We start from the raw sequence: 18,795 nt of genomic DNA on the forward strand, positions 1-18,795 counted from the left end.
AATGATTAGCGATAACTACGTAGCAGAAGATCCCGCACAACAGCCAGCATTTCGGCCTCTGTGCCACTTGCCATCTCCTTTTCAAAACTGTCAAACCGTTTGTGCGCACACCACCAGAAAATCAGATCAACTACGACAACGCCATTTCGTAAAGGATCCTTCAGGTCTGGCTGAAGGTGTTCTAGAAATTCACCGACCCGTTGATACAAGGCCTGCCGTTGCTGGCGATACAAGGCCGTCAACGCAGGATTGACCGTCGGATTATGCTCTAAGATCAAGAAGTAACGCCCGTAGCGTTGAAAGGCCGCGAATAGTGCCGTCAGGAGGTCATCCAATGATTGAATATGCTGATCCGCCAACTGATGATTCCAGACGGTATAGGCCTGTTCAGTCTGCTTAACCAGCTCACGCAGGTCCACCGAAGTTAGTGGAAAGTCTAGTGTCGTCGGCGTTTGCGTCGGAAGTGTCGATAGAAAGACATAGTCCAACAGCGCGGCCTTACTGGCAAACAACCGGTAGAGTGTCCCCACCGCCAGCTGGGATCGCTGGGCGATCATCTGCATTTGTGTTTCGTGATAGCCCGGCTGAATGAACAGTTCACTCGCCGCGGCATACACACGTTCTAATTTTTCTTCATCGGTCATCTCTGATCCGCCTCCTTGACTCCATTTAACGCCTACACATCAGCTCCATCCAGGCTCCGCCACCACTCAAGAGAGTGACCTTACGAACCTCCCTGACCCGAGACCTTTTTATCAGAAATTCTCACGGCAACTAATGTTCACGGCAAGAAAGATAACCACTTTACTTGCCTTAGAGCGACCTCAACCCCTTATACTAAAGGGGTAAACACTTAGAAAGGAGTCGATTATTTTGGATCGACCTTATATTTTTTGTCACATGGAAACGTCACTAGACGGCAAGATCACCGGTCCCTTCATGCAGGCCGCTGATGACAACTACCAGGGTGACGGCGATCTCTTCTACCACATTGCCTTTGACGATGACGGTTACTACCATCCCCAGGGTTGGCTGTCCGGGCGCACCACGACCGACGATAATTTCACCCACTATGCCAAGCCCCAGCTGGATGAAAATGCCGCACCGGTCCCTGATGGCGACTTCATCCCCACAACCATCGCGCCCCAATACTACATTTCGATTGATCCTCACGGCAAATTAGCCTGGACGACCAACCAAATGACGTTCATGGCCACGACGGCTCAGGTCTTGGAAGTCTTGACCAGCCAAGTCAGCAACGCCTACAAGGCCTTCCTGCGGCAACTCGATATTCCCTACATTATCGCGGGTGACACCGAACTAGATGCGCCATTGGCCATGAAGAAACTCAAAGACCTCTTCCACATGGAAACGGTCATGTTGGGTGGTGGGGGCGTGCTCAACTGGTCCTTTATCCAACAGGGCCTCTGTGATGAGCTCAGTCTCGTCCTGAGCAATGCCGCCGACGGTTCAACCGATACCCCAACGCTCTTTTCCGCGGTCCCAGGGCTCTCATCAACGACGCCCCGGACCTTTACCTTGAAGAACGTCGAGGCGCACGACAACTTTGTCTGGCTCCGTTACCTGATCGACCCGAAAAAATAAGGTTGACGTGTCGCAGTCAACGTGCGATACTACTCCTGGTGCCAAACCAAGGTGGGGGTACGCGATCGGTGCGCAAGCATTCCGAAGGTCGCCGCACCTCACCACTAAAACAGCTCTGCGCTTTGCGTAGGGCTGTTTTTCTATGCTTAATTATTAAATCTAATTATTAATAATTAAGTGTTACTCAGCTCCAGATGTTTCACATGAAACATTCTGCTCTGCCAAAATCCACCGTTGCTTTCCGTTTCTGGCATGCTACGCTAAGGGTAATATCTCTGTGAAAGAAGGGGTTCTCGTGAAAATCATTATCGCGCCAGCTAAGAAGATGGTCATCGATACCGACACCTTTGCCGTTGAGCAGCTGCCTCAATACCTGCCCCAGACGACTGAAATTTTAAACGCCCTCCGGCAACTGACCTATCCCGAAGCCAAGGCCCTCTGGCACTGTAGCGACAAACTCGCGCAACCAAATTACGCTTGGCTTCAAAAACTCGACCTGACACACACCCTCACACCAGCCTTGTTGGCCTTCAGCGGTATTCAATATCAGTACATGGCCCCAGACCTGTTCACGGCCCCCGCCCTCGACTATGTCCGTTCCAATTTACGGATTCTCTCTGGTTTCTACGGCATTCTGCGGCCCTTCGATGGCATCGTCCCTTACCGTTTGGAAATGCAAGCCAAGCTCGCCGTATCTGGTCACAAAAACCTGTACGCCTTCTGGGATGACCGGCTCTACCATGCTCTCGTAAGTGACTCGGAACCCATCATTAACTTGGCTTCCCAGGAATATGCGAAAACCATTATTCCCTACCTTCAACCTAGGCAATCCTTCGTAACCGTTACCTTTGCCAGTCTTGTCGAGGGGCGGCTGAAGACTAAAGCCACACTAGCCAAAATGGCGCGTGGGTCCATGGTTCGTTATCTGGCGGAGCACAATGTCTCAACGATTGCTGGTGTCACACACTTCGATCATCCGGACTGGCAATTTGCCGGGGCTCGGTCGACGGCGGAGCAGATCGTTTTCATCTATCAGAGATAATCCTTGCTCAACTAAGATGTTCTGTCCCATTATTATCGTTCCTAATCGCGCTTATACTGTGTATGTAAGAGTTGTTAGACAACGAAAGGTCCGCTTTATATGACAGTCAAAAAATTTTTGTTCTCATTACTATTGGGTTCCACCGCTCTCATTTCACTGGGGGGATCAACTTCATTAGTAGCCAACGCCACAACAACTGATTCCACCGCTACCACCACAAACTCAACGACTGACACTAGTTTTGCCTCAACTGCTAAAAGACTAAATGGCCCTTATGATCCTAGTGTCTTATCGCTAGATATGTCCCAAAATCAACTCTATGTTAAGATCAACGATAACGTCTCGCCGACACTCTACGACCAGGATGGACAGACAGTTACTGAGACGCTTCCAACGGCCAATTCTAGGATCTACCAATTTAGCAATTATATTCTTGATTTAAATACAGATAAGATTTATCTACAGGAAATCAGTTCTGCCAATGGTCTATCCATTCCTGATAGCTATTTTGAATTTGACCCTAACACCATGACTATCGGTGGTAAAACTGACGATCAAGGCACCTTTAAATTTATCACCGATCCTGTTACATTTACTTTTCAGCCTGTCAACATCGATGCTCAAACTACAATTGGTTCCGAGATAAGCATTAATTCTGGCCTAGACAAAAACTTCTCTGGCAGTATTGGTAACACTGCTTCAACACCTTATAGTCTTCTGATTTCTGGGCTTCAGAGTGCTGTTGGTGCTACAATCCCTGGCTATTCTTTCACTAGTCCTACTAATAATAATGATGAACCTAGCTTCACTTGGTACTATTCAAAGGACGCAACTGTTCCCGACAACACGAATTCAGCGAATAGTACCTCAGAAACAACGTCTTCAAGTACGACTACTAGTCAGGTCAAGGTCCCTTCTCAATCTAAACCATTTTCTGACTTTGCCGTCTATGCAACTAAGAAGATCGGTCTCTACAACAGCCCGAACTTCTCCAAAGCCACGCGCAAGTTCTGGTATGCCAAACAAATTCGGACTAAACGGCCGCAATTTATAGTGATCGGTTATGCTCGGAATAAAGCGGGCATTCTTCGCTACAAGGTTCGCGATATCAATCGAAAGTCCAAGACATTCAAGCAACGGGGCTACATCACCACAGATGTTGCCGACGTCTCCAACAACTATTATCTTAAAAATCCCAAGACTGTTCTCGTCATTGGTACCAAAGGAGTCAATGCCTACACCCACATCAACCTCACTGGTAAGGCCCGCCGGCACTTTAAGCACGGGTCAATCCTCAAAGTTAAGGCGCTCAAAACTTATCACTTAACAACACGACTCGTCTTGAACAATGGCCAATACGTCACCGCCAACAAGACCCTCGTTCAGAAAAAATGAACCAACAAAAAGCCAGTGAAATCACGCAAATAGTGGTTTCACTGGCTTTCGCTTGTCTTAAAACGTCATCCCACTTGCTTCTCGGGATACTACTTAACCTTCAATTCTTAGTCATGTGCCGCTAGCCACCGCGTCAGCCGATCCATATACGCCGCCGTCTCTTCCACGAAGGCCATGTGCCGGCTGTGGGCAAAGAGCGTCCACTCGGCATATGGCAACTGGTCCACCATAGTTTTGGCGATTAGCGGGGTACACAGGTCATTAACCCCGCTGGTTACCAGCGTTGGTGTCGTCACCTGCGCTAATTTGGCGGTATAGTCATATTGCCCCAAGGTTCCCGTCGGACAGTACTCATTAGGGCCCCAGGCGGTCGTGTAAGCCACGGTTCCGCTTCGCTTGGACCGACGGAGGTATTCGGGCGAATCGGCCGTGACGGGTCCCGCAGCGTTGTTCAGCATGAAGCGCTGATTGGCTGCCAGGTAGGCCGGTGTGGTGAAATCCCCACTGGCCTCCGCCTGGGCAATCGCCGCTTGGTCCGCCGCCGACATGAACCCAATCAACCGGTGTTGTTCCTGTTGCCACAGCTTGGCTGAGGACAACGTGCTGGCCAGAATCAGGCTCTGAATCCCCTGGGGCTGGTAATCACAGCGGTAAATGATCGCCAACATACCGCCCCAGGATTGCCCCAACAAATGAACCCGTTTGAGTCCCAGGTACTCGCGCAGGGCCTTGAGTTCAGCGACCCAGGTTTCCGCCCGCCAGAGACTGGGATCGTCCGGCATGGATGACCGCCCACAACCCAGCTGATCGTACATGACGATCGGCCGGCCGGTGGTCTGAGCTAGTTGGTCGAAGGCCTCGAAGTAGTTGTGAGTCGACCCAGGACCGCCGTGTAGTAGAAGTAACGGCGTCTGACCCCCGGCTAGGTCCCCGACGATCCGGTAATAAGTTTGATAGTTGTGAAATGGCATAAAGCCTTCTTGAATAGTCATTGACGGCACCTCACTTTGCGCCCATTATACCGCTAATCCTCGCCGCTATCTGCCAACTTCTGATCGGGAAAGAGCTTAAACACCGCGACCACAATAAAGTTCCGCTTGACTGTGACGTTGCGGTACAGTTTATAATGCGAACATACCGACAGGCGATACTCAAACGCGGAAGAAGGAATTTAAGATGTCCCATCCAAATAAAAAATTTAGCAATGTTCAAGAATGGCTTGGCGTTCCTTATGGGACGGCTAGCCGGTTCCAAAAGGCACAAATTGTTCCGTTTGAACCCAACCAAGACTACAGCCAAAGTGGACCAGCATCCGTTCAATTTACAGATCCGGCCTTTTTAACTGCCGATAAAGGTGAAAGTGAAGACTGCCTGAATCTGAATATCTGGGCACCAGATAACGTCCAAGAAAAGCTCCCCGTTGTGGTTTATATCCACGGTGGTGGTTGGACTTATGGGGCTAATTCCCAAGACACGTCAGACTTATCCGGCTTGGTCGCCAGTGGCAAAGTCATCGGGGTTTCCATCAACTATCGTCTAGGCGCACTGGGTTGGCTAGAACTCTCCCAATATGGCGGAAAATTCAAAGATGCCAGCAACTTAGGCTTGCAAGATATGATCCTCGCCTTGAAGTGGATTCAACAATACATTGGTTTATTCGGTGGTGACGCCAACCAAGTGACACTTACCGGTCACAGTGCCGGTTCATTTTCACTGTTAACGCTCTTGGCGGTACCTGAAGCTGAGGGCTTATATCACAAGTTGGCCGCATTTTCTGGTTACGCCGCCCGTTATATTCCAGCTTGGTGGGCCGAAGAATTAGCAGATAAAGTTTTAAAGACATTGTACTTAACCTCACCAGACCAGCTATTGACGGTTGACGCAAAATCATTAACGACTGCCGTTAATCAAGTTCTACCAACTGACGTTTTGAAACGTGGGAATTTAAACACCCTTTCAATTGGGATTGTCGATGATGAATTTTTACCAAATGGCATTCTAAAGGCTAACCCTGCCGATGTTATTAAGAGTGGCTCGCATAAGGATGTAGACCTAATCATCACGTCAACCACGGCCGAAGCAAGCTGGTATGCCGCTCATATTCCAGACAATGTTGATCCTAAAAATATCGAAGCCGTCATTGATGAAATGGTTTACGATTGCCACATTCCACGGAAACAAGCCGAAGCCATCGCATTACATTGTGGTGCCGGCAAGGACTCACCCCTTACCGTCAGAACGCGTTTCTTTACCGATTACAACTTCACCTTGCCAGCTATCCGGGAAGCCCGCGATCATGCCCAAGCCGGTGGTCGAGTTTATCAGTTAAGTGTTGGCCCCGCTGAAGGTTCTCCCGCTTATCATGGGACTGACATGTACGGAATCGTCGGCCAAACTGCCCCTGAAGCGAGTCAAGAACAACGCGATCGTGATCACTTTATTAGCCAGACCTTGCTGAACTTCGCAACCGATCAGTATGAAAAACTATGGTCACCAGTGAAGGCCGACCAATTAGTTATCAAAGATATTGGTCAACGACCTTATAACGGTGTTGAACATGCCAAGACTGTACTACAACTATTTAACGGCATCCCTCGTCCATAATTACTATTTAAAAGGCGGTGATAATCGCCTTTTTATTTGGCAAAAAAAGCCGATACAAGAGAGGATTTAATTTTGACAAAGAAATTTTCATTTTTTTCAAAAGATATTGTTTGCGTCATGTTGGCAACCTTCTTTTATCAATTCAGTATTCAGGCAATTAACCCGCTAATGAACGGCTACGCTCGTCATTTAGGAATTACTAGTGCTTTTGCCGGCGTCATTGTCGGTACTATGAGTATTACGTCAATGTTATTAAGACCCTTTGCGGGTAATTTAACCGATCGGATTTCTAAATATCGTTTAGCTCTAATCGGTGGTAGTTTGTGTGCAATTAGTGATTTTGGCTACTTGTTCGCTGTCAATGCCACTTGGTTATTAATTTTTAGAATCGTCAATGGCATAGGCTTCGTCCTATGCACCGTTTGTCTAGCAACTTGGATGGCCTTCTTAGTCCCCCGACAACATCTTGGTGCCGCGATGGGATATTACGGTTTATTGAATGCTCTGGCAATGGCAATTGCACCGGCTCTAGCAATCAGTATCTACCAACTGTTAGGCTATAAATTCATTATCATTCTGGCAGCCCTGAGCGCTATAACTATGGTCGTGGTCATCCAATTAATCGACAACCGTGCAGAATCTTCAATTGACTTAAAAGAGCAACACTTTAAGATTATTCAACGCGATGCCTTACCCGTCGCCATCATTTTTTCACTTTTGTCGATCCCCTACTTCGTTACCCAGGCCGACATTGTCATGTACGTTCAAGAACGTCACCTGCATATTACCGTCAGTCTATTCTTTCTCTGTTACTCACTTGTCTTGATTGTGATTCGCATACTACTAAAGAATTACTTTGACACGATTTCCTTTGGTATTTGGTTTTCTATCTGCATCATGGCCACAATCGGCTATATTCTCCTACTCACCATCATGCAAAACAACTTTGAAATGATCTTAGCAGCTGGATTAATGGCCGTGGGTTTTGGCGTGATGGTTTCCGTTTCCCAATCAACCGCCCTCCTACTGGCACCCATGAAGGAACAGGGTCTGGCGAACGCAACTTACTATTTAGGAAGCGACATTGGGATGTCACTGGGACCTATCATTGGCGGCATCTTGCCGACAATTTTCCCACTCAAATTCTTTTACCCAGTGATGTTACTTATTGTGCCTTTAACGGCCATTCTGTATTTAAGTAATCGGCGTAAACTCAACTCCGCCGTCCAGTATAATTAAGACCAGCAAGCGACAGTCAGCTGGCGATATAAGTTTAAAAACGCAAGGACCCTGTCCACAGACCGAATTATGTAAACGGTCTGTGGACAGGGTCCTTGTGTTTCTATGTGGTGGTCAATAACCTCGCTAATCTTCGTCGCTATTTGCCGACTTCCGATCGGGAAAGAGCTTGAACACCGCGCGATAGAAGTAATCAGAGGCGTAACCAATGACGAAGATGCCAAGGATCATCGACCCATACAGTTGTCCTACGAAGAGACCCCAGTGATGAACCGGAACGTTGGTGATGATAAGCATCGTGGTTCCCCAAGCGATCAGCCAGGCCGGCACCAGGGTGAATTTCATGATCGTCCCTTGCAGTAACAGAACAATCGTGGTCAGGATGCCAAACATGATGGCACTGGGCCACATCTGCCCGAGAAAGGGAATCTGCATAAGCCGATAGGTCATCAGTCCAAAACCAATGCCCAAGGCAAAACTCAACAGAATATTCCAAACCTTATCCCTCGGGAACCCGGCCCCAAAGAAATACGAGACCGCGACGAAAGCCGCCGATCCCATCCACAGTGAGAAACCACTCATGATCAGGCTATAAACTAGGGTGAAAAGGCCGACCCCGATGGCATCGACCCAGAGCATTTTACTAATTTTCAAGATGATTCTCCTTTACCTTATAACCACTTGTCCGCAGAAATAGTGTCTAATTAGGATAGTTTACGGGATGAGGCCGTTACGTGCAAGAGAAACCTCACTAACCGGGACAAATCAACCGTATCACTACTACGGAAAGCCCTTTCACCATCAAATTATTTGTGCTAACATTCACATGTAGGCACTAACCCTCGTCAGTTAAGGAGGTTCCAGCATGAAATCTGTTTATGTTACGGGGCCTGGTAAAGTCGATTGGAAAACCATCGACGCCCCGCAAGTGGGCCCAAATGATGTGCTGTTGCAGATGAAAGCGTGTGGTATCTGTGGGTCGGATGCGATGTACACCCGTATCGGCGGGATTCCACCTCGTCAGGGCGCCACACCGCTAGGCCATGAACCCGCCGCAGAAGTTAGCCAGATTGGCGCCAACGTCAAAGGCATCGCGGTCGGCGATCACGTGGTTGTCGATACCTTGAAATTCACCGATGGCCTGTTAGGCAGTGGTGGTGCTCAGGGCGGTCTCTCTGACTTTGTCCTAGTCAAGTACTTCCAGCCGGGACACCAACTTCGGGTCATCCCCAAGAACATTCCGTGGCAAGTGGCCGCTTTAAATGAACCTATGGCCGTCGCAGCCCACGCGGTTAATCAGACGCAACCTAAACCGGGTGACAAAGTTGTCGTCTTCGGTGCAGGTCCGATTGGCCTTGGGGCCCTCCTCAGCTACAAGCGTAAGGGTGTGGCCAGTGTTGTGGTCGTGGACATCATCCAATCGCGTTTGGATAAAGCCCTAGAAATCGGCGCCGACGCCGTCATTAATTCCGCCAAGGAAAACGTCGGCGAACGGCTAGTGGCCCTGCAAGGTAACGGTGCCAGTGGTTTCATGCGGGGTGTCCATCCCGCAACTGACATCTATCTGGATGCCGCCGGCGCTACGCCAGTCTTCCAAACCGTACTCGACATCGCCAAGCACGGGGCCACGCTAGGTGTGGTAGCCGTCTACACGAAGCCGGTGGAATTGAATTTCGCCAACGTTCTGACCTCGGAACTCCATGTGGTCTGGTCCATGGGCTACCCGACGGAAATCTTCGAAGTTACCGACGACATCATCGATCGCCCCGACAAATACGCCAAAATTATCAGTAATACCTTCCCGTTCGACCAGGCCCTCGATGCCTTAAAGATGGCGCGAACCCCTGGTGCCGCGGATAAGGTAGTCGTCACCTTTGATTAGTTAAAGTCATTTAACGCCTTCCCAATTTGCTCGTCGCCAATCGGGAAGGCGTTTTTATACTTTTTTGATTGTCGCCCTCCCTACTAATGCCGTCACGGCGCCCCTTGTTCCAATTTGCGAAACGGCTTATTATTGAGACAGGAGTATTTATCTTCAAAAGTCAGGGGAGGCTTTTCTAATGTTTAAAACTGGAATCAAAGTGACCGCTATTGCGGCACTAATGCTGGGGATCGGTCTATTCAGCCCCACTATCGCTCACGCTCAATCGGGTTACAAGATTACGTCAACTCAGGACGTGACGCCGGAACCATACTATGTCGCACGTAACATCAGCTCACACTATTCATGGGACAAGACCCACACCAAACGATTAACCTTTCTAAATGAGTTTCAAAAAAACTACAGCGTCTATGTGACCCAAAAGGTTACCATGACCTACAAAGGTAAAGCGACAGCCTACCTACATATTGTGAATAACTATGGCGTGGATTACGGCTATGTCACCGCAAAAAGTCTACGCAAGGGATTCAATCCTACCGATACTGATCCTCAACCTTACCAACCTGCCAAGGAGTCCCAATCCCCAGAAATCATGACCGTTAACCGTGTATCTAAAAAAGCCTTCAGCAAGGTTAGTTCACGACTAAATAAGATTACTTATTACCGCACGACGAAAAAAGTGAAACTTAATGCCGATTTTACTAGCTACATGAATGTCGGTTCTACTAGCTACATGAATGTCGGTTCTACAACCATTTCAACGACAATCCCGGCTGGAACTGTCGTCGGTGGCTATCGAGCATCTAACGACCTAGCAATTGACACAGACGCTTTAAGCCAAAACTTTTTACGTTCAGGTTATCGGCAAGGGCTGTGGGTCGCTGGTGGGGAACTGATCACCAGCCCCGCTAAAATTAAGGCATTCAAACGAATCAAACGCCCCGCTTATCTTCCCAAATATGACAGCTTTGGCCTCTTGTACTCCGGCGGAATCAACGCTATTCGAAATCAGAAGGCCATTTTATCAAAACAAAGTGTTCAAATTACTTCCAACGGTTATGTAGAAATCCGGCAGAACAATCCTCACGGACAGGCTACCGAATACCACTCGCAGCCACTGGCCTCAGTGAAAATCAAGCGAACCAAAATCAAAGGCCACACGCGTTATTTGTATTTGTCCAAGTCCTTAAAGGGCTACAAAACCACCAAGGTTCGCTATCACGGCAAACGACAATACCGCTTGGCCTTAGTTAATCAGCAAAAGACTTACGCCATCAAGGACCCCGGTACCGACGAATTCACCAGAACAACCTATTATGATGGCCTAACATTCGGTGGCAAGACATTTTACACTTCTTATGGAACGGTTTCGAACGAGAAATAAACTTTCAATAATTATTAGTAATAATCACATCGTTAAGGAGTTAGGGGATGCTTTTAAATGTTTAACAAAGCAATCAAAATAACCGCGTTCATGGCTCTGCTACTGGGAGTAAGCTTATCCAGCCCAATCACCGCTCACGCTCAATCGGGCTACAAGATTACATCGACTCAGGACGTAACCCCGGAAGCATACCACGTGGCCGATAACATAAAATCAAGCTATTCTTGGGACAAGACACATACAAAGAAAATGACCCTTTTAAACCAGTTAGGTGCCGTTAGTCTTTACGTTACCCAAAAAGTCACAATGTCACATAATGGGCAGGAGACCACCTACTATCATGTTGCGGATACCTATGGCTGGGATAAGGGCTATGTTCCGACAAATAGTTTGATCAAGGGCGCCAATCCTACTGACGATGAGCATGTCTATCAACCAGAACCTCAGTCGCCATGGACAGGAACGGCGACGGTTTCCGTTGAGTCCGTTACCCCAAAAGCCTTCCCTAAACTGAACAAACAATTAGGCAAGGCTCGCTACTATCAAACGACTAAAAAGCTAAAAATTAAAGTGCCGTTCACACCCTATCTGGGAATGGGCGTTGTTAAGGTATCTGTATCACTCCCGGCTGGAACTGTGGTTGACGCCTATCGTTACTCTAATCAGATGTGTATCAACGGTACTACTCTAGATCAAAAAATCCTGAATCCAGGTTATTCCCAAGGCTTGTGGGCGCAAACTGATGGCATTTCCTACGCGAAAGCTAAATTCTTCAAACGCGTTAGTCATCCGGCCTATCTTCCTAAAAGTATTAGCCATGGCGATCTATATCTAGGAGGGCTCTCTGCCATTCGACATTCTTATAGCACACTAACAAAACAAAGTGTACAAATTACCTCCAATGGCTACGTTGAAGTTCATCAGAATCAGCCCTGGGGCCGACCCATTGAATACACCGGGAAACCAAAAACTTCGGTTAAAATCAAGCGCACTCGTATCAAAGGACACACCCGATACCTGTACTTGGCGAAACCTCTGACTGGCTTCAAAACAACAACAGTTCGTTATCATGGCAAACATCAGTACCGACTTGCTTTTGTTAACCAGCAAAAAACTTACACGGTTACAATTCCAAGTGATGATGATAAGCTTCCAATGAGTTGTTATGGCGTTATGAGCTTTGGTGGTAAGACTTTCTTCACTTCTTATGGTAAGGTTTTCTATGATGATTAAAGAGAATTTTACGTGGAAGAAACACTACTCATAATAACTAAAAATATCAAAACTAAGGCCGGGCAAATGATCAAAGATCATTTGCCCGGCCTTAGTTTTAAAATCTACTTAACAACACTACACCAACGTTTTATCAAAATAATATAACCGATTTCTGGCATCACCTACGGCATTAGAATCTGCATCCCAAGGGTGGTATGTCACTCCCATGTAAATGTTACCACCTACAATATGAATGCCTTCTAGTTCGACGCCAGCATCACCAGCATGACCTTGATCAATAGAATACGATGCCCAATACTTATTAGCAAAAGCTTTCGCTGTCCCAACACTTTTTGAGCCAACTTCAAATTTCCAGATTTTTTTGATACCAATTACTGGACCTTCCGGACTTCCAATCCCAGATTCACACGTCACATACGCATTTCCATTATTAGTTAATACAAGTCCTTGTAAAAGGCACTTCACTTTGATGTCCTTTGACTTAGCTACTTCAAATAGCTTTCCCTTTTTATTACCATCAAAATCACTCGCATTACGATAATTTGCACTCGCAATTGACACTTCACTCGTGTTCGACTTTCCAGCAGCCTTGAATAAAGACTTAATGTCAGACATCGCATAGAGTGCCATGTGACTTCTAGTATCTGCATCAAACGCCCATAATACAATATTGGCTTTGGCACTATCCACAGAAAATTCTACCCGATCAGGCGTTCCCCAACTCTTCTTAGAGCCAACATTGTTCATAGACCCAATGCGCAGCAGATCATGGTAAGAAACTGTTGTATTCTGATCAATCAAGGACACAGGTACCTGCGTTAACTGAGTACCATAACTACCATCACTACTCCCCTTAGTCGTGATCAAAAGGTACGTTTCACCATTGTCATCGTACACATCCATCGATTCACAATGACCTGCGAGATAAGTTTTATCACCATCCGTATAACCTTTAATTGTCAACATGGAGATCGGTGTACTGGTACCACCTTCGACGAAGTTATACTTAACAATTTCTTGCTGAGACTTCCCTTTAGAAACGAAAATTCCATAGCCAATATTGCTCTGTGCTGGATCTAGCACGAAGTTTTGCATCGCGTTGTTCGGCACCAAATCCGTCTTCTCAAAATCAGATAATAAATGTGTTGTAATAGTCATACTTATCATTCACCTTTACAGTTTATTTTTGTCATCAGCGCCGATAACAGTGATAAGTATATCTAGTTTTAAACCGTAGCACGTGCGTATTTTGTGCCTTTTTAAGCGAAAAGAATGGACCAGAAAAACTCTTCTGGTCCACATTTCTTATTCCTCCTCACCTTTGAACAACGTTTTTAACGCCTCATCGTGCCGAGCTAAGGTCACCTCATGCTCGTGGAGCTTGCCATCAATCGCCCTATGTTCCCAATCCTCGTGCTCCCGATTCACATGAACCTCATGGGCTAGCGACTTGACGGCCTCGCTAAGATCTCGGTTCTGTTCATTCAGCGGCCTTAAAATAATCATCCGAAAGAGATAAAATATTCCACCGCATATCGTTGCCATAAGTCCTAATAGACTTGCCCAGTCCTCAATATTTAGTCCGAAGACTTGCATCCCAATCACCTCCCTCCAGAATAATCAGTGATCACCGATTATTATTGACCTGCCGTTTATATTTTTGGTAAGCCGCCTCCACCTTCGCCGCGGCATTTTCTTTCGAAATAGCCTTGCCAAGATTTGCCATCTCATTAATCAAAAATTGAACGGCTGCCTCCCGGCGATCGGCATTGCTCATTCCTGACATCACAGCCATCTCAGCGACAATCGCTTGGGCAAAGTTATCAGCAATTTCCAGATCTCGCTTCAGTTGTTTATCCTTCTGAGCCGCAATTCTGGCTTTAATCCATGGCCGTAGCAAAGCGTAAGCAGCGGGTATAACCGTTAAACCAAACGTTAACCAGGCTGTTGAATCTATCGTCTGTGCCATCATCACATTCACCTCCTTCTTCTCGGGCCCTAGCAAAAAGGACAGACCCATCAGTCTGCCCTGGCCCTAGCACTATTCTAGAGAATCCTTTACTATCATCCGTGCGACTTTTGTGCTTTTTACCCTAGCATCGAAATCCCAGTCGCTTCGCTACCGTATTGAAGAAACGGGTCCGCTTACGACTCGCGGCGCTACGACCGATGTGTAGCTGATACGCGACCCCTGTAATTGTTAGTATCGAATTCCGTTTGAAGTACAATGCCGTTATGATTGCTTGTGTATCCTCATCACTCTCCGCCAACGTTTCTGCAATCACTGCTTGATTCTCACGTAATAACCGCAGATAGCGATCTGTGGCAATCGTTATGGCTACCCGTGTCTGCGGATGCTTGCCCCCACCTTGCGATCGTTCAGTCGTGACCTCGTCTGCCGGCCAGTAAGGCACTGCGATCTGCTGCTCACGTTCCCGAATGTACCGATCCGTACTCGGATAATCATGTAGGATGTCTTCAATGTAACGAAATGTCCCAATTCTCAAATTACCCCCACCTCTCCAAGTGATCATTAATCTTTAACCTGCCGACTCTCACTCAAAGCGTAGTCATAGATAGCCTTTAAGTTGGTTATCGTCAGCACCGTTGACTCACATTTCCAAAATAATAATTGTTGATCGTCAAACGTAATCGTTCGCTGACCATTCAGATACAGCGTCGATTCAATCACCCGCGGATGGGCGTGTCGCAGGCTCTCTGTCTCCTCTAAATTACGAACAAGTTCACTTGTTGTCATTCATGACATCATCCTTTCTCGTTAAGTTGGTATCCCCTACCTTTAGGCTCAGTAACCTTGATTTCCTTTGATCCAAGTTGTAGGTAATCGACCAGTTGAAACGTTGGCTGCAACCACTGGGCATCGATTTCCAAAATAGCCATAACCTCTCGATGACTATACCCCGCCAATCGTAATTGAAAAACATTTTCGCTGATCCGATTGGCCTCATCTACCGGAAGTTCTTGCAACGACCGATGCCGATAGGGGACTGGGACACCACGACAAGCTAGACTTTGTAACGTCTTGAGTTCCTTATCTCCATCCGGAATTGCCACCAACGAACACCCGTGACGACGTTCAACATTGTCAATCTGCTTGATGATTGCCCGCCGATAAGTCAATGCCAGCTGAGGATACCGTTTTTTACGTTGGACATAACATGCTAAAAGTCGGTTTAATTTCATCTTTCCACCTCTTTTTCATCGTTTAATAAGCTAAAACAAAATGCAATCAGACGGTTTAACCGTTAACAAATGTACACAAAGTACCCCGTTATCTTCATAACGGTTATTCTCGGTTTTCAATTTAGGTCACCTCCCAATCAATCCCGACTTCTGACCACACCGCTGTCAGTATTGACACGACAATGTTTAACCCCATCAGGCTAGTCATCCTATTTACAGGAACGCCGTTTAACAAATTGATTATATAACGGTTTAACCGTAATTACAATGTTTTTTACCGGAAAAATAATCTTTTTATCAGCGAAATATTGCTTTTATCCGTTAAAGTTCTATAATATAAGGTGTAGTGAACCAACACATTTAATGATAATCAAACAGCTCACACCAAAGGATCAGGAGGAACTACCAATGAATAACAAAGAAGTCGTGGCACAGAACTTGGATAATCTCATGCACCGCCATAGTGTCACGCGGAGTAAGCTCGCCGACGACTTGGGGATTAAGTATTCCACCCTGTCTGATTGGCTGAATGGGCGGACCTACCCACGTGTTGGGGCTATCACCCAGCTAGCCACCTACTTTAACGTCTCTCCTTCCGCTATTGTGGATAGCACGGAACCCAGTGAAGTTTTACAAGGTGTCGTTTCCATTCCCATTATCGGGACAATCGCGGGGGGCTCGCCCATCTTAGCTGATGAACACATCGAGGGCTACGTCAAGGAGCTTAAGGCTGGCCTCCCCGTTGGCGAACTCTTCTATCTACGCGTTAAGGGCCACTCGATGGAACCCACCATTAAAGATGGATCACTAGTCCTCATCAATCGCCAACCAGAGGTCTCAGACGGCGACATTGCGGCCGTCCTCATTAACAATGAAGCCACACTGAAACGCGTCACCATTCAGGATGGCAAATATATTCTGATTCCCGACAACAAAGATTATCCCCCGATTCTACTCGACCGAAGCAATGAAAACCGCATTCTCGGTAAAGCCATTCGGGTCACCATTAATTTAGAATAAGTTCTCACAAAATAGGGCCACCACAGTTAGTCAAAACTAACCGTGGTGGCCCTTTATACTTGTTAATTACTGTCGGTGTTTCACATGAAACATCCTAGCTGAGTTTGGCCAATTCGGCCGGCGTATAGGCATAATCCACGTGCGCCATCCCCGGAACCTCATCCCAGGGGACAGGATAACCGGCACCGTGCGCACAGAACACAGAACCCGGGGTATTCGGCAAATCCCCAACCGGATCGTACGCCTGAGCCGCCACCACCTCATCGGCATTGTGACATGGTCGATAGCCATCGATCAGGCATTCCAGTTGGCCCTTGCCATGCGTATAGGCATTGACCTCCTGCGCATAGTCCTGCATGGCGGCCACAGGAGCAGTTCCCGTCAGAACGGTCATCTCGCCCGCATCCGTCGGTGTGTCAAAATCGCCACTCATCCGCTGAATATCCGTCATAGCGCGACCCACTTGATCCTGACCCACTTCTAACCGGAAACGATACCAGGGTTCCAGCAATTGCAGACCGTCATTTTCACGGAGCATCATCAGGCCCTGACGAACCGCACGCCACGTGGCTTCACGGAAGTCACCACCGACCGAATGGACAATGCTGGCGCGACCAGTCACGAGGGTAATCTTGGCATCCGTAAGGGGTGATCCCGTCAGAACGCCCAGTTGTTCCTTGGCGCGAAGATTCGACAACACTTGATGTTGCCAATTCTTCCCGAGGATCTCTAACGAACAGTCCGCCGCAAAGGTCAGGCCGCTCCCCCGGGGCGCCGGCTCAATCAACAGGTGGACCTCCGCGTAATGCCGGAGGGGTTCGAAGTGACCGACCCCCTCGACGGCCTTCGTGACGGTCTCCTTATACAGAATGCTTCCGGCATCGAAACCGACGTCCAAATGAAAGCAGTCGTGCAAAATCTGTTGGAGAATCTCCAGCTGAACGCTCCCCATGATCTGCACGCGAATCTCCTGCAGGTGGCTGGACCACGTGACGTGGAGTTGGGGATCCTCATCCTCTAGTTGCCGGAAGATCGTGAGGCAGTCATGCAGGTCGTGCCCTTGCGGATCCACCGCATAGGTCAGCACTGGCTGAATCTCCGGGGTGCGTTCATCCGCCACATTTCCCAGTCCCTGACCGGGATACGTGTCCGTTAGATTGGGGATCGCACAGACCTCGCCGGCTGCGACACTCTGCCGAATTTCAAATTTGGTTCCGTTATAAACCCGGAGTTGGTTGACCTTTTGTTCGCCGAGTAGCACGGTCTTGGTGGCCAGCTGTCCCCCGGTAATCCGTAACCAGGTCAGCCGCACCCCCTTGTCATCGTGCGAAATCTTGAAAACTTTGGCACCGAAGTCTGGCGTCACCACAGGATTGCTGGTCCAATGGGCCAAGCCCGTTAGAAAGGCGGAGACACCCTCGAGCTTTAAGGCCGAGCCGAAGTAACAAGGGAATACCTTGCGCTGACGAATCAACTGCCGAACGGTCGGGTCGGCAACCTCACCCGTATCCAAGAACTGTTCCAAGACAGTGTCGTCTTGCATTGCGACGTCCTCATAGGCGTCCTCGGGAAGCGTCGTCGCCGCTCCCTGGTCAAAGGCCAAGCAGCCCGGCGAAAAGGTCGTTTGCAGCTGGTCGAGGACCCGATCCCGGTCGGCCGTCACGGCATCCATTTTATTTACAAAGATAAACGTGGGAACCTGGTAGTGATCCAGCAAGCGCCACAGGGTGCGCGTGTACCCCTGAATGCCATCGGTGGCCGAGACCACCAGAATGGCGTAATCCAGCACGCTGAGCACCTGTTCCGTCTGAGAGGCAAAGTCCACGTGTCCCGGAGTATCGAGAAGCGTTAGGGTCAAGTCTTGCATGGTCAGGCTAGCTTGATGGGAAAAGATGGTAATCCCCCGTTGTTTTTCGAGGGTGTCCGAGTCCAGAAAGGCGTCGCCGTTATCAACGCGGCCTAACTCCCGCACGGCGCCAGCTTGGTATAACAGAGCCTCCGAGAGTGTTGTCTTCCCGGCGTCAACGTGGGCGACGATGCCCGCTGTGATTTTTGGCATGGGTCAGGACTCCTTTCTACTAATTGATTCTTTAATTGTCTAGTCTTGCGGCATTAATGCCAATATCTTCTTAATTATACCGGGTTTTGGCCATAGGATCAGTAAAAGCCGGTCAAGTTTCAACC

At 48.1% G+C, this 18,795-nt stretch carries 19 protein-coding genes; 9 read left to right on the forward strand and 10 right to left on the reverse strand.

The features are described 5' to 3' along the window. Positions 1–5: 5 nt before the first annotated feature. Entirely contained in the window at positions 6–644 is a 639-nt protein-coding gene (locus IV54_RS04160; protein ID WP_057878145.1) for a TetR/AcrR family transcriptional regulator, read from the reverse strand. 229 nt (positions 645–873) lie between these two features. Here IV54_RS04160 and IV54_RS04165 point away from each other — a divergent pair, with 229 nt between their 5' ends. The 3 genes from IV54_RS04165 to IV54_RS04175 all read left to right on the forward strand — a co-directional run bounded on the left by IV54_RS04165 (position 874) and on the right by IV54_RS04175 (position 4,042). Next, on the forward strand, positions 874–1,605 hold the full coding sequence (locus tag IV54_RS04165) for a dihydrofolate reductase family protein (RefSeq protein WP_057878146.1): 732 nt from the start codon (positions 874–876) through the stop codon (positions 1,603–1,605). Positions 1,606–1,900: 295 nt separating this feature from the next. Further along, positions 1,901–2,647, forward strand: a complete 747-nt coding sequence (gene yaaA / locus IV54_RS04170; protein WP_057878147.1) for a peroxide stress protein YaaA — start codon at positions 1,901–1,903, stop codon at positions 2,645–2,647. A gap of 300 nt (positions 2,648–2,947) precedes the next feature. Next, positions 2,948–4,042, forward strand: a complete 1,095-nt coding sequence (locus IV54_RS04175; RefSeq protein ID WP_157054349.1) for a DUF5776 domain-containing protein — start codon at positions 2,948–2,950, stop codon at positions 4,040–4,042. A gap of 107 nt (positions 4,043–4,149) precedes the next feature. Here the strand turns inward: IV54_RS04175 and pepI are convergent, their stop codons facing one another. Beyond that, positions 4,150–5,034 carry a proline iminopeptidase gene (pepI, locus tag IV54_RS04180; protein ID WP_057878149.1) on the reverse strand — a complete coding sequence of 295 codons (885 nt, stop codon included), beginning with the start codon at positions 5,032–5,034 and terminating at the stop codon, positions 4,150–4,152. Between the two features lie 184 nt (positions 5,035–5,218). Between pepI and IV54_RS04185 the strand changes: the two genes are divergently transcribed. Further along, complete coding sequence (locus IV54_RS04185; RefSeq protein ID WP_057878150.1) at positions 5,219–6,646, forward strand: carboxylesterase family protein; 1,428 nt, start codon at positions 5,219–5,221, stop codon at positions 6,644–6,646. A gap of 72 nt (positions 6,647–6,718) precedes the next feature. Then, positions 6,719–7,885 carry an MFS transporter gene (locus tag IV54_RS04190; RefSeq protein ID WP_057878151.1) on the forward strand — a complete coding sequence of 389 codons (1,167 nt, stop codon included), beginning with the start codon at positions 6,719–6,721 and terminating at the stop codon, positions 7,883–7,885. Positions 7,886–8,011: 126 nt separating this feature from the next. On the opposite strand, the gene IV54_RS04195 is transcribed toward IV54_RS04190, so the two are convergent. Further along, on the reverse strand, positions 8,012–8,539 hold the full coding sequence (locus IV54_RS04195) for a DUF1097 domain-containing protein (protein ID WP_057878152.1): 528 nt from the start codon (positions 8,537–8,539) through the stop codon (positions 8,012–8,014). A 211-nt stretch (positions 8,540–8,750) separates the two neighbouring features. On the opposite strand from IV54_RS04195, the gene IV54_RS04200 reads away from it, so the two are divergent. From IV54_RS04200 to IV54_RS04210, 3 genes are all read left to right on the forward strand, one after another. Then, complete coding sequence (locus tag IV54_RS04200) at positions 8,751–9,767, forward strand: zinc-dependent alcohol dehydrogenase (RefSeq protein ID WP_057878153.1); 1,017 nt, start codon at positions 8,751–8,753, stop codon at positions 9,765–9,767. A gap of 178 nt (positions 9,768–9,945) precedes the next feature. Beyond that, positions 9,946–11,151, forward strand: a complete 1,206-nt coding sequence (locus IV54_RS04205; RefSeq protein WP_057878154.1) for a hypothetical protein — start codon at positions 9,946–9,948, stop codon at positions 11,149–11,151. A gap of 57 nt (positions 11,152–11,208) precedes the next feature. After that, positions 11,209–12,384 carry a hypothetical protein gene (locus tag IV54_RS04210; protein WP_057878155.1) on the forward strand — a complete coding sequence of 392 codons (1,176 nt, stop codon included), beginning with the start codon at positions 11,209–11,211 and terminating at the stop codon, positions 12,382–12,384. A gap of 117 nt (positions 12,385–12,501) precedes the next feature. Here IV54_RS04210 and IV54_RS04215 read toward each other — a convergent pair whose 3' ends face one another. From IV54_RS04215 to IV54_RS04240, 6 genes are all read right to left on the reverse strand, one after another. Continuing rightward, positions 12,502–13,545, reverse strand: a complete 1,044-nt coding sequence (locus tag IV54_RS04215; protein ID WP_057878156.1) for a helveticin J family class III bacteriocin — start codon at positions 13,543–13,545, stop codon at positions 12,502–12,504. A 147-nt stretch (positions 13,546–13,692) separates the two neighbouring features. Further along, on the reverse strand, positions 13,693–13,983 hold the full coding sequence (locus IV54_RS04220) for a hypothetical protein (RefSeq protein WP_057878157.1): 291 nt from the start codon (positions 13,981–13,983) through the stop codon (positions 13,693–13,695). A 31-nt stretch (positions 13,984–14,014) separates the two neighbouring features. Further along, on the reverse strand, positions 14,015–14,359 hold the full coding sequence (locus IV54_RS04225; protein WP_057878158.1) for a phage holin, LLH family: 345 nt from the start codon (positions 14,357–14,359) through the stop codon (positions 14,015–14,017). 121 nt (positions 14,360–14,480) lie between these two features. Then, entirely contained in the window at positions 14,481–14,894 is a 414-nt protein-coding gene (locus tag IV54_RS04230) for a hypothetical protein (protein WP_057878159.1), read from the reverse strand. Between the two features lie 26 nt (positions 14,895–14,920). Beyond that, positions 14,921–15,145, reverse strand: a complete 225-nt coding sequence (locus IV54_RS04235) for a hypothetical protein (protein WP_057878160.1) — start codon at positions 15,143–15,145, stop codon at positions 14,921–14,923. Positions 15,146–15,153: 8 nt separating this feature from the next. Next, the gene (locus tag IV54_RS04240) at positions 15,154–15,591 is read right to left on the reverse strand and encodes a hypothetical protein (RefSeq protein ID WP_057878161.1); all 438 of its coding nucleotides are present in this window, start codon (positions 15,589–15,591) and stop codon (positions 15,154–15,156) included. A 408-nt stretch (positions 15,592–15,999) separates the two neighbouring features. On the opposite strand from IV54_RS04240, the gene IV54_RS04245 reads away from it, so the two are divergent. After that, positions 16,000–16,611: a LexA family protein gene (locus IV54_RS04245; RefSeq protein ID WP_057878162.1), complete on the forward strand. Its 612-nt coding sequence runs from the start codon at positions 16,000–16,002 to the stop codon at positions 16,609–16,611. Positions 16,612–16,705: 94 nt separating this feature from the next. Here the strand turns inward: IV54_RS04245 and IV54_RS04250 are convergent, their stop codons facing one another. Next, on the reverse strand, positions 16,706–18,670 hold the full coding sequence (locus tag IV54_RS04250; protein WP_057878163.1) for an elongation factor G: 1,965 nt from the start codon (positions 18,668–18,670) through the stop codon (positions 16,706–16,708). Between the last annotated feature and the right edge of the window lie 125 nt (positions 18,671–18,795).

Source organism: Levilactobacillus paucivorans, from assembly GCF_001437125.1.
Classification (GTDB): Bacteria; Bacillota; Bacilli; order Lactobacillales; family Lactobacillaceae; genus Levilactobacillus; species Levilactobacillus paucivorans.

What these genes read in the sequence shown, in the direction of transcription:
- IV54_RS04215 (WP_057878156.1), bottom strand. Translation starts at nt 13,545, where the DNA reads ATGACTATTACAACACATTTATTATCTGATTTTGAGAAGACGGATTTG.
- IV54_RS04225 (WP_057878158.1), bottom strand. Translation starts at nt 14,359, where the DNA reads ATGATGGCACAGACGATAGATTCAACAGCCTGGTTAACGTTTGGTTTA.
- IV54_RS04245 (WP_057878162.1), top strand. Translation starts at nt 16,000, where the DNA reads ATGAATAACAAAGAAGTCGTGGCACAGAACTTGGATAATCTCATGCAC.
- IV54_RS04200 (WP_057878153.1), top strand. Translation starts at nt 8,751, where the DNA reads ATGAAATCTGTTTATGTTACGGGGCCTGGTAAAGTCGATTGGAAAACC.
- IV54_RS04220 (WP_057878157.1), bottom strand. Translation starts at nt 13,983, where the DNA reads ATGCAAGTCTTCGGACTAAATATTGAGGACTGGGCAAGTCTATTAGGA.
- IV54_RS04205 (WP_057878154.1), top strand. Translation starts at nt 9,946, where the DNA reads ATGTTTAAAACTGGAATCAAAGTGACCGCTATTGCGGCACTAATGCTG.
- IV54_RS04175 (WP_157054349.1), top strand. Translation starts at nt 2,948, where the DNA reads ATGTCCCAAAATCAACTCTATGTTAAGATCAACGATAACGTCTCGCCG.
- IV54_RS04160 (WP_057878145.1), bottom strand. Translation starts at nt 644, where the DNA reads ATGACCGATGAAGAAAAATTAGAACGTGTGTATGCCGCGGCGAGTGAA.
- pepI (WP_057878149.1), bottom strand. Translation starts at nt 5,034, where the DNA reads ATGACTATTCAAGAAGGCTTTATGCCATTTCACAACTATCAAACTTAT.
- IV54_RS04235 (WP_057878160.1), bottom strand. Translation starts at nt 15,145, where the DNA reads ATGACAACAAGTGAACTTGTTCGTAATTTAGAGGAGACAGAGAGCCTG.
- IV54_RS04240 (WP_057878161.1), bottom strand. Translation starts at nt 15,591, where the DNA reads ATGAAATTAAACCGACTTTTAGCATGTTATGTCCAACGTAAAAAACGG.
- IV54_RS04210 (WP_057878155.1), top strand. Translation starts at nt 11,209, where the DNA reads ATGTTTAACAAAGCAATCAAAATAACCGCGTTCATGGCTCTGCTACTG.
- IV54_RS04250 (WP_057878163.1), bottom strand. Translation starts at nt 18,670, where the DNA reads ATGCCAAAAATCACAGCGGGCATCGTCGCCCACGTTGACGCCGGGAAG.
- IV54_RS04185 (WP_057878150.1), top strand. Translation starts at nt 5,219, where the DNA reads ATGTCCCATCCAAATAAAAAATTTAGCAATGTTCAAGAATGGCTTGGC.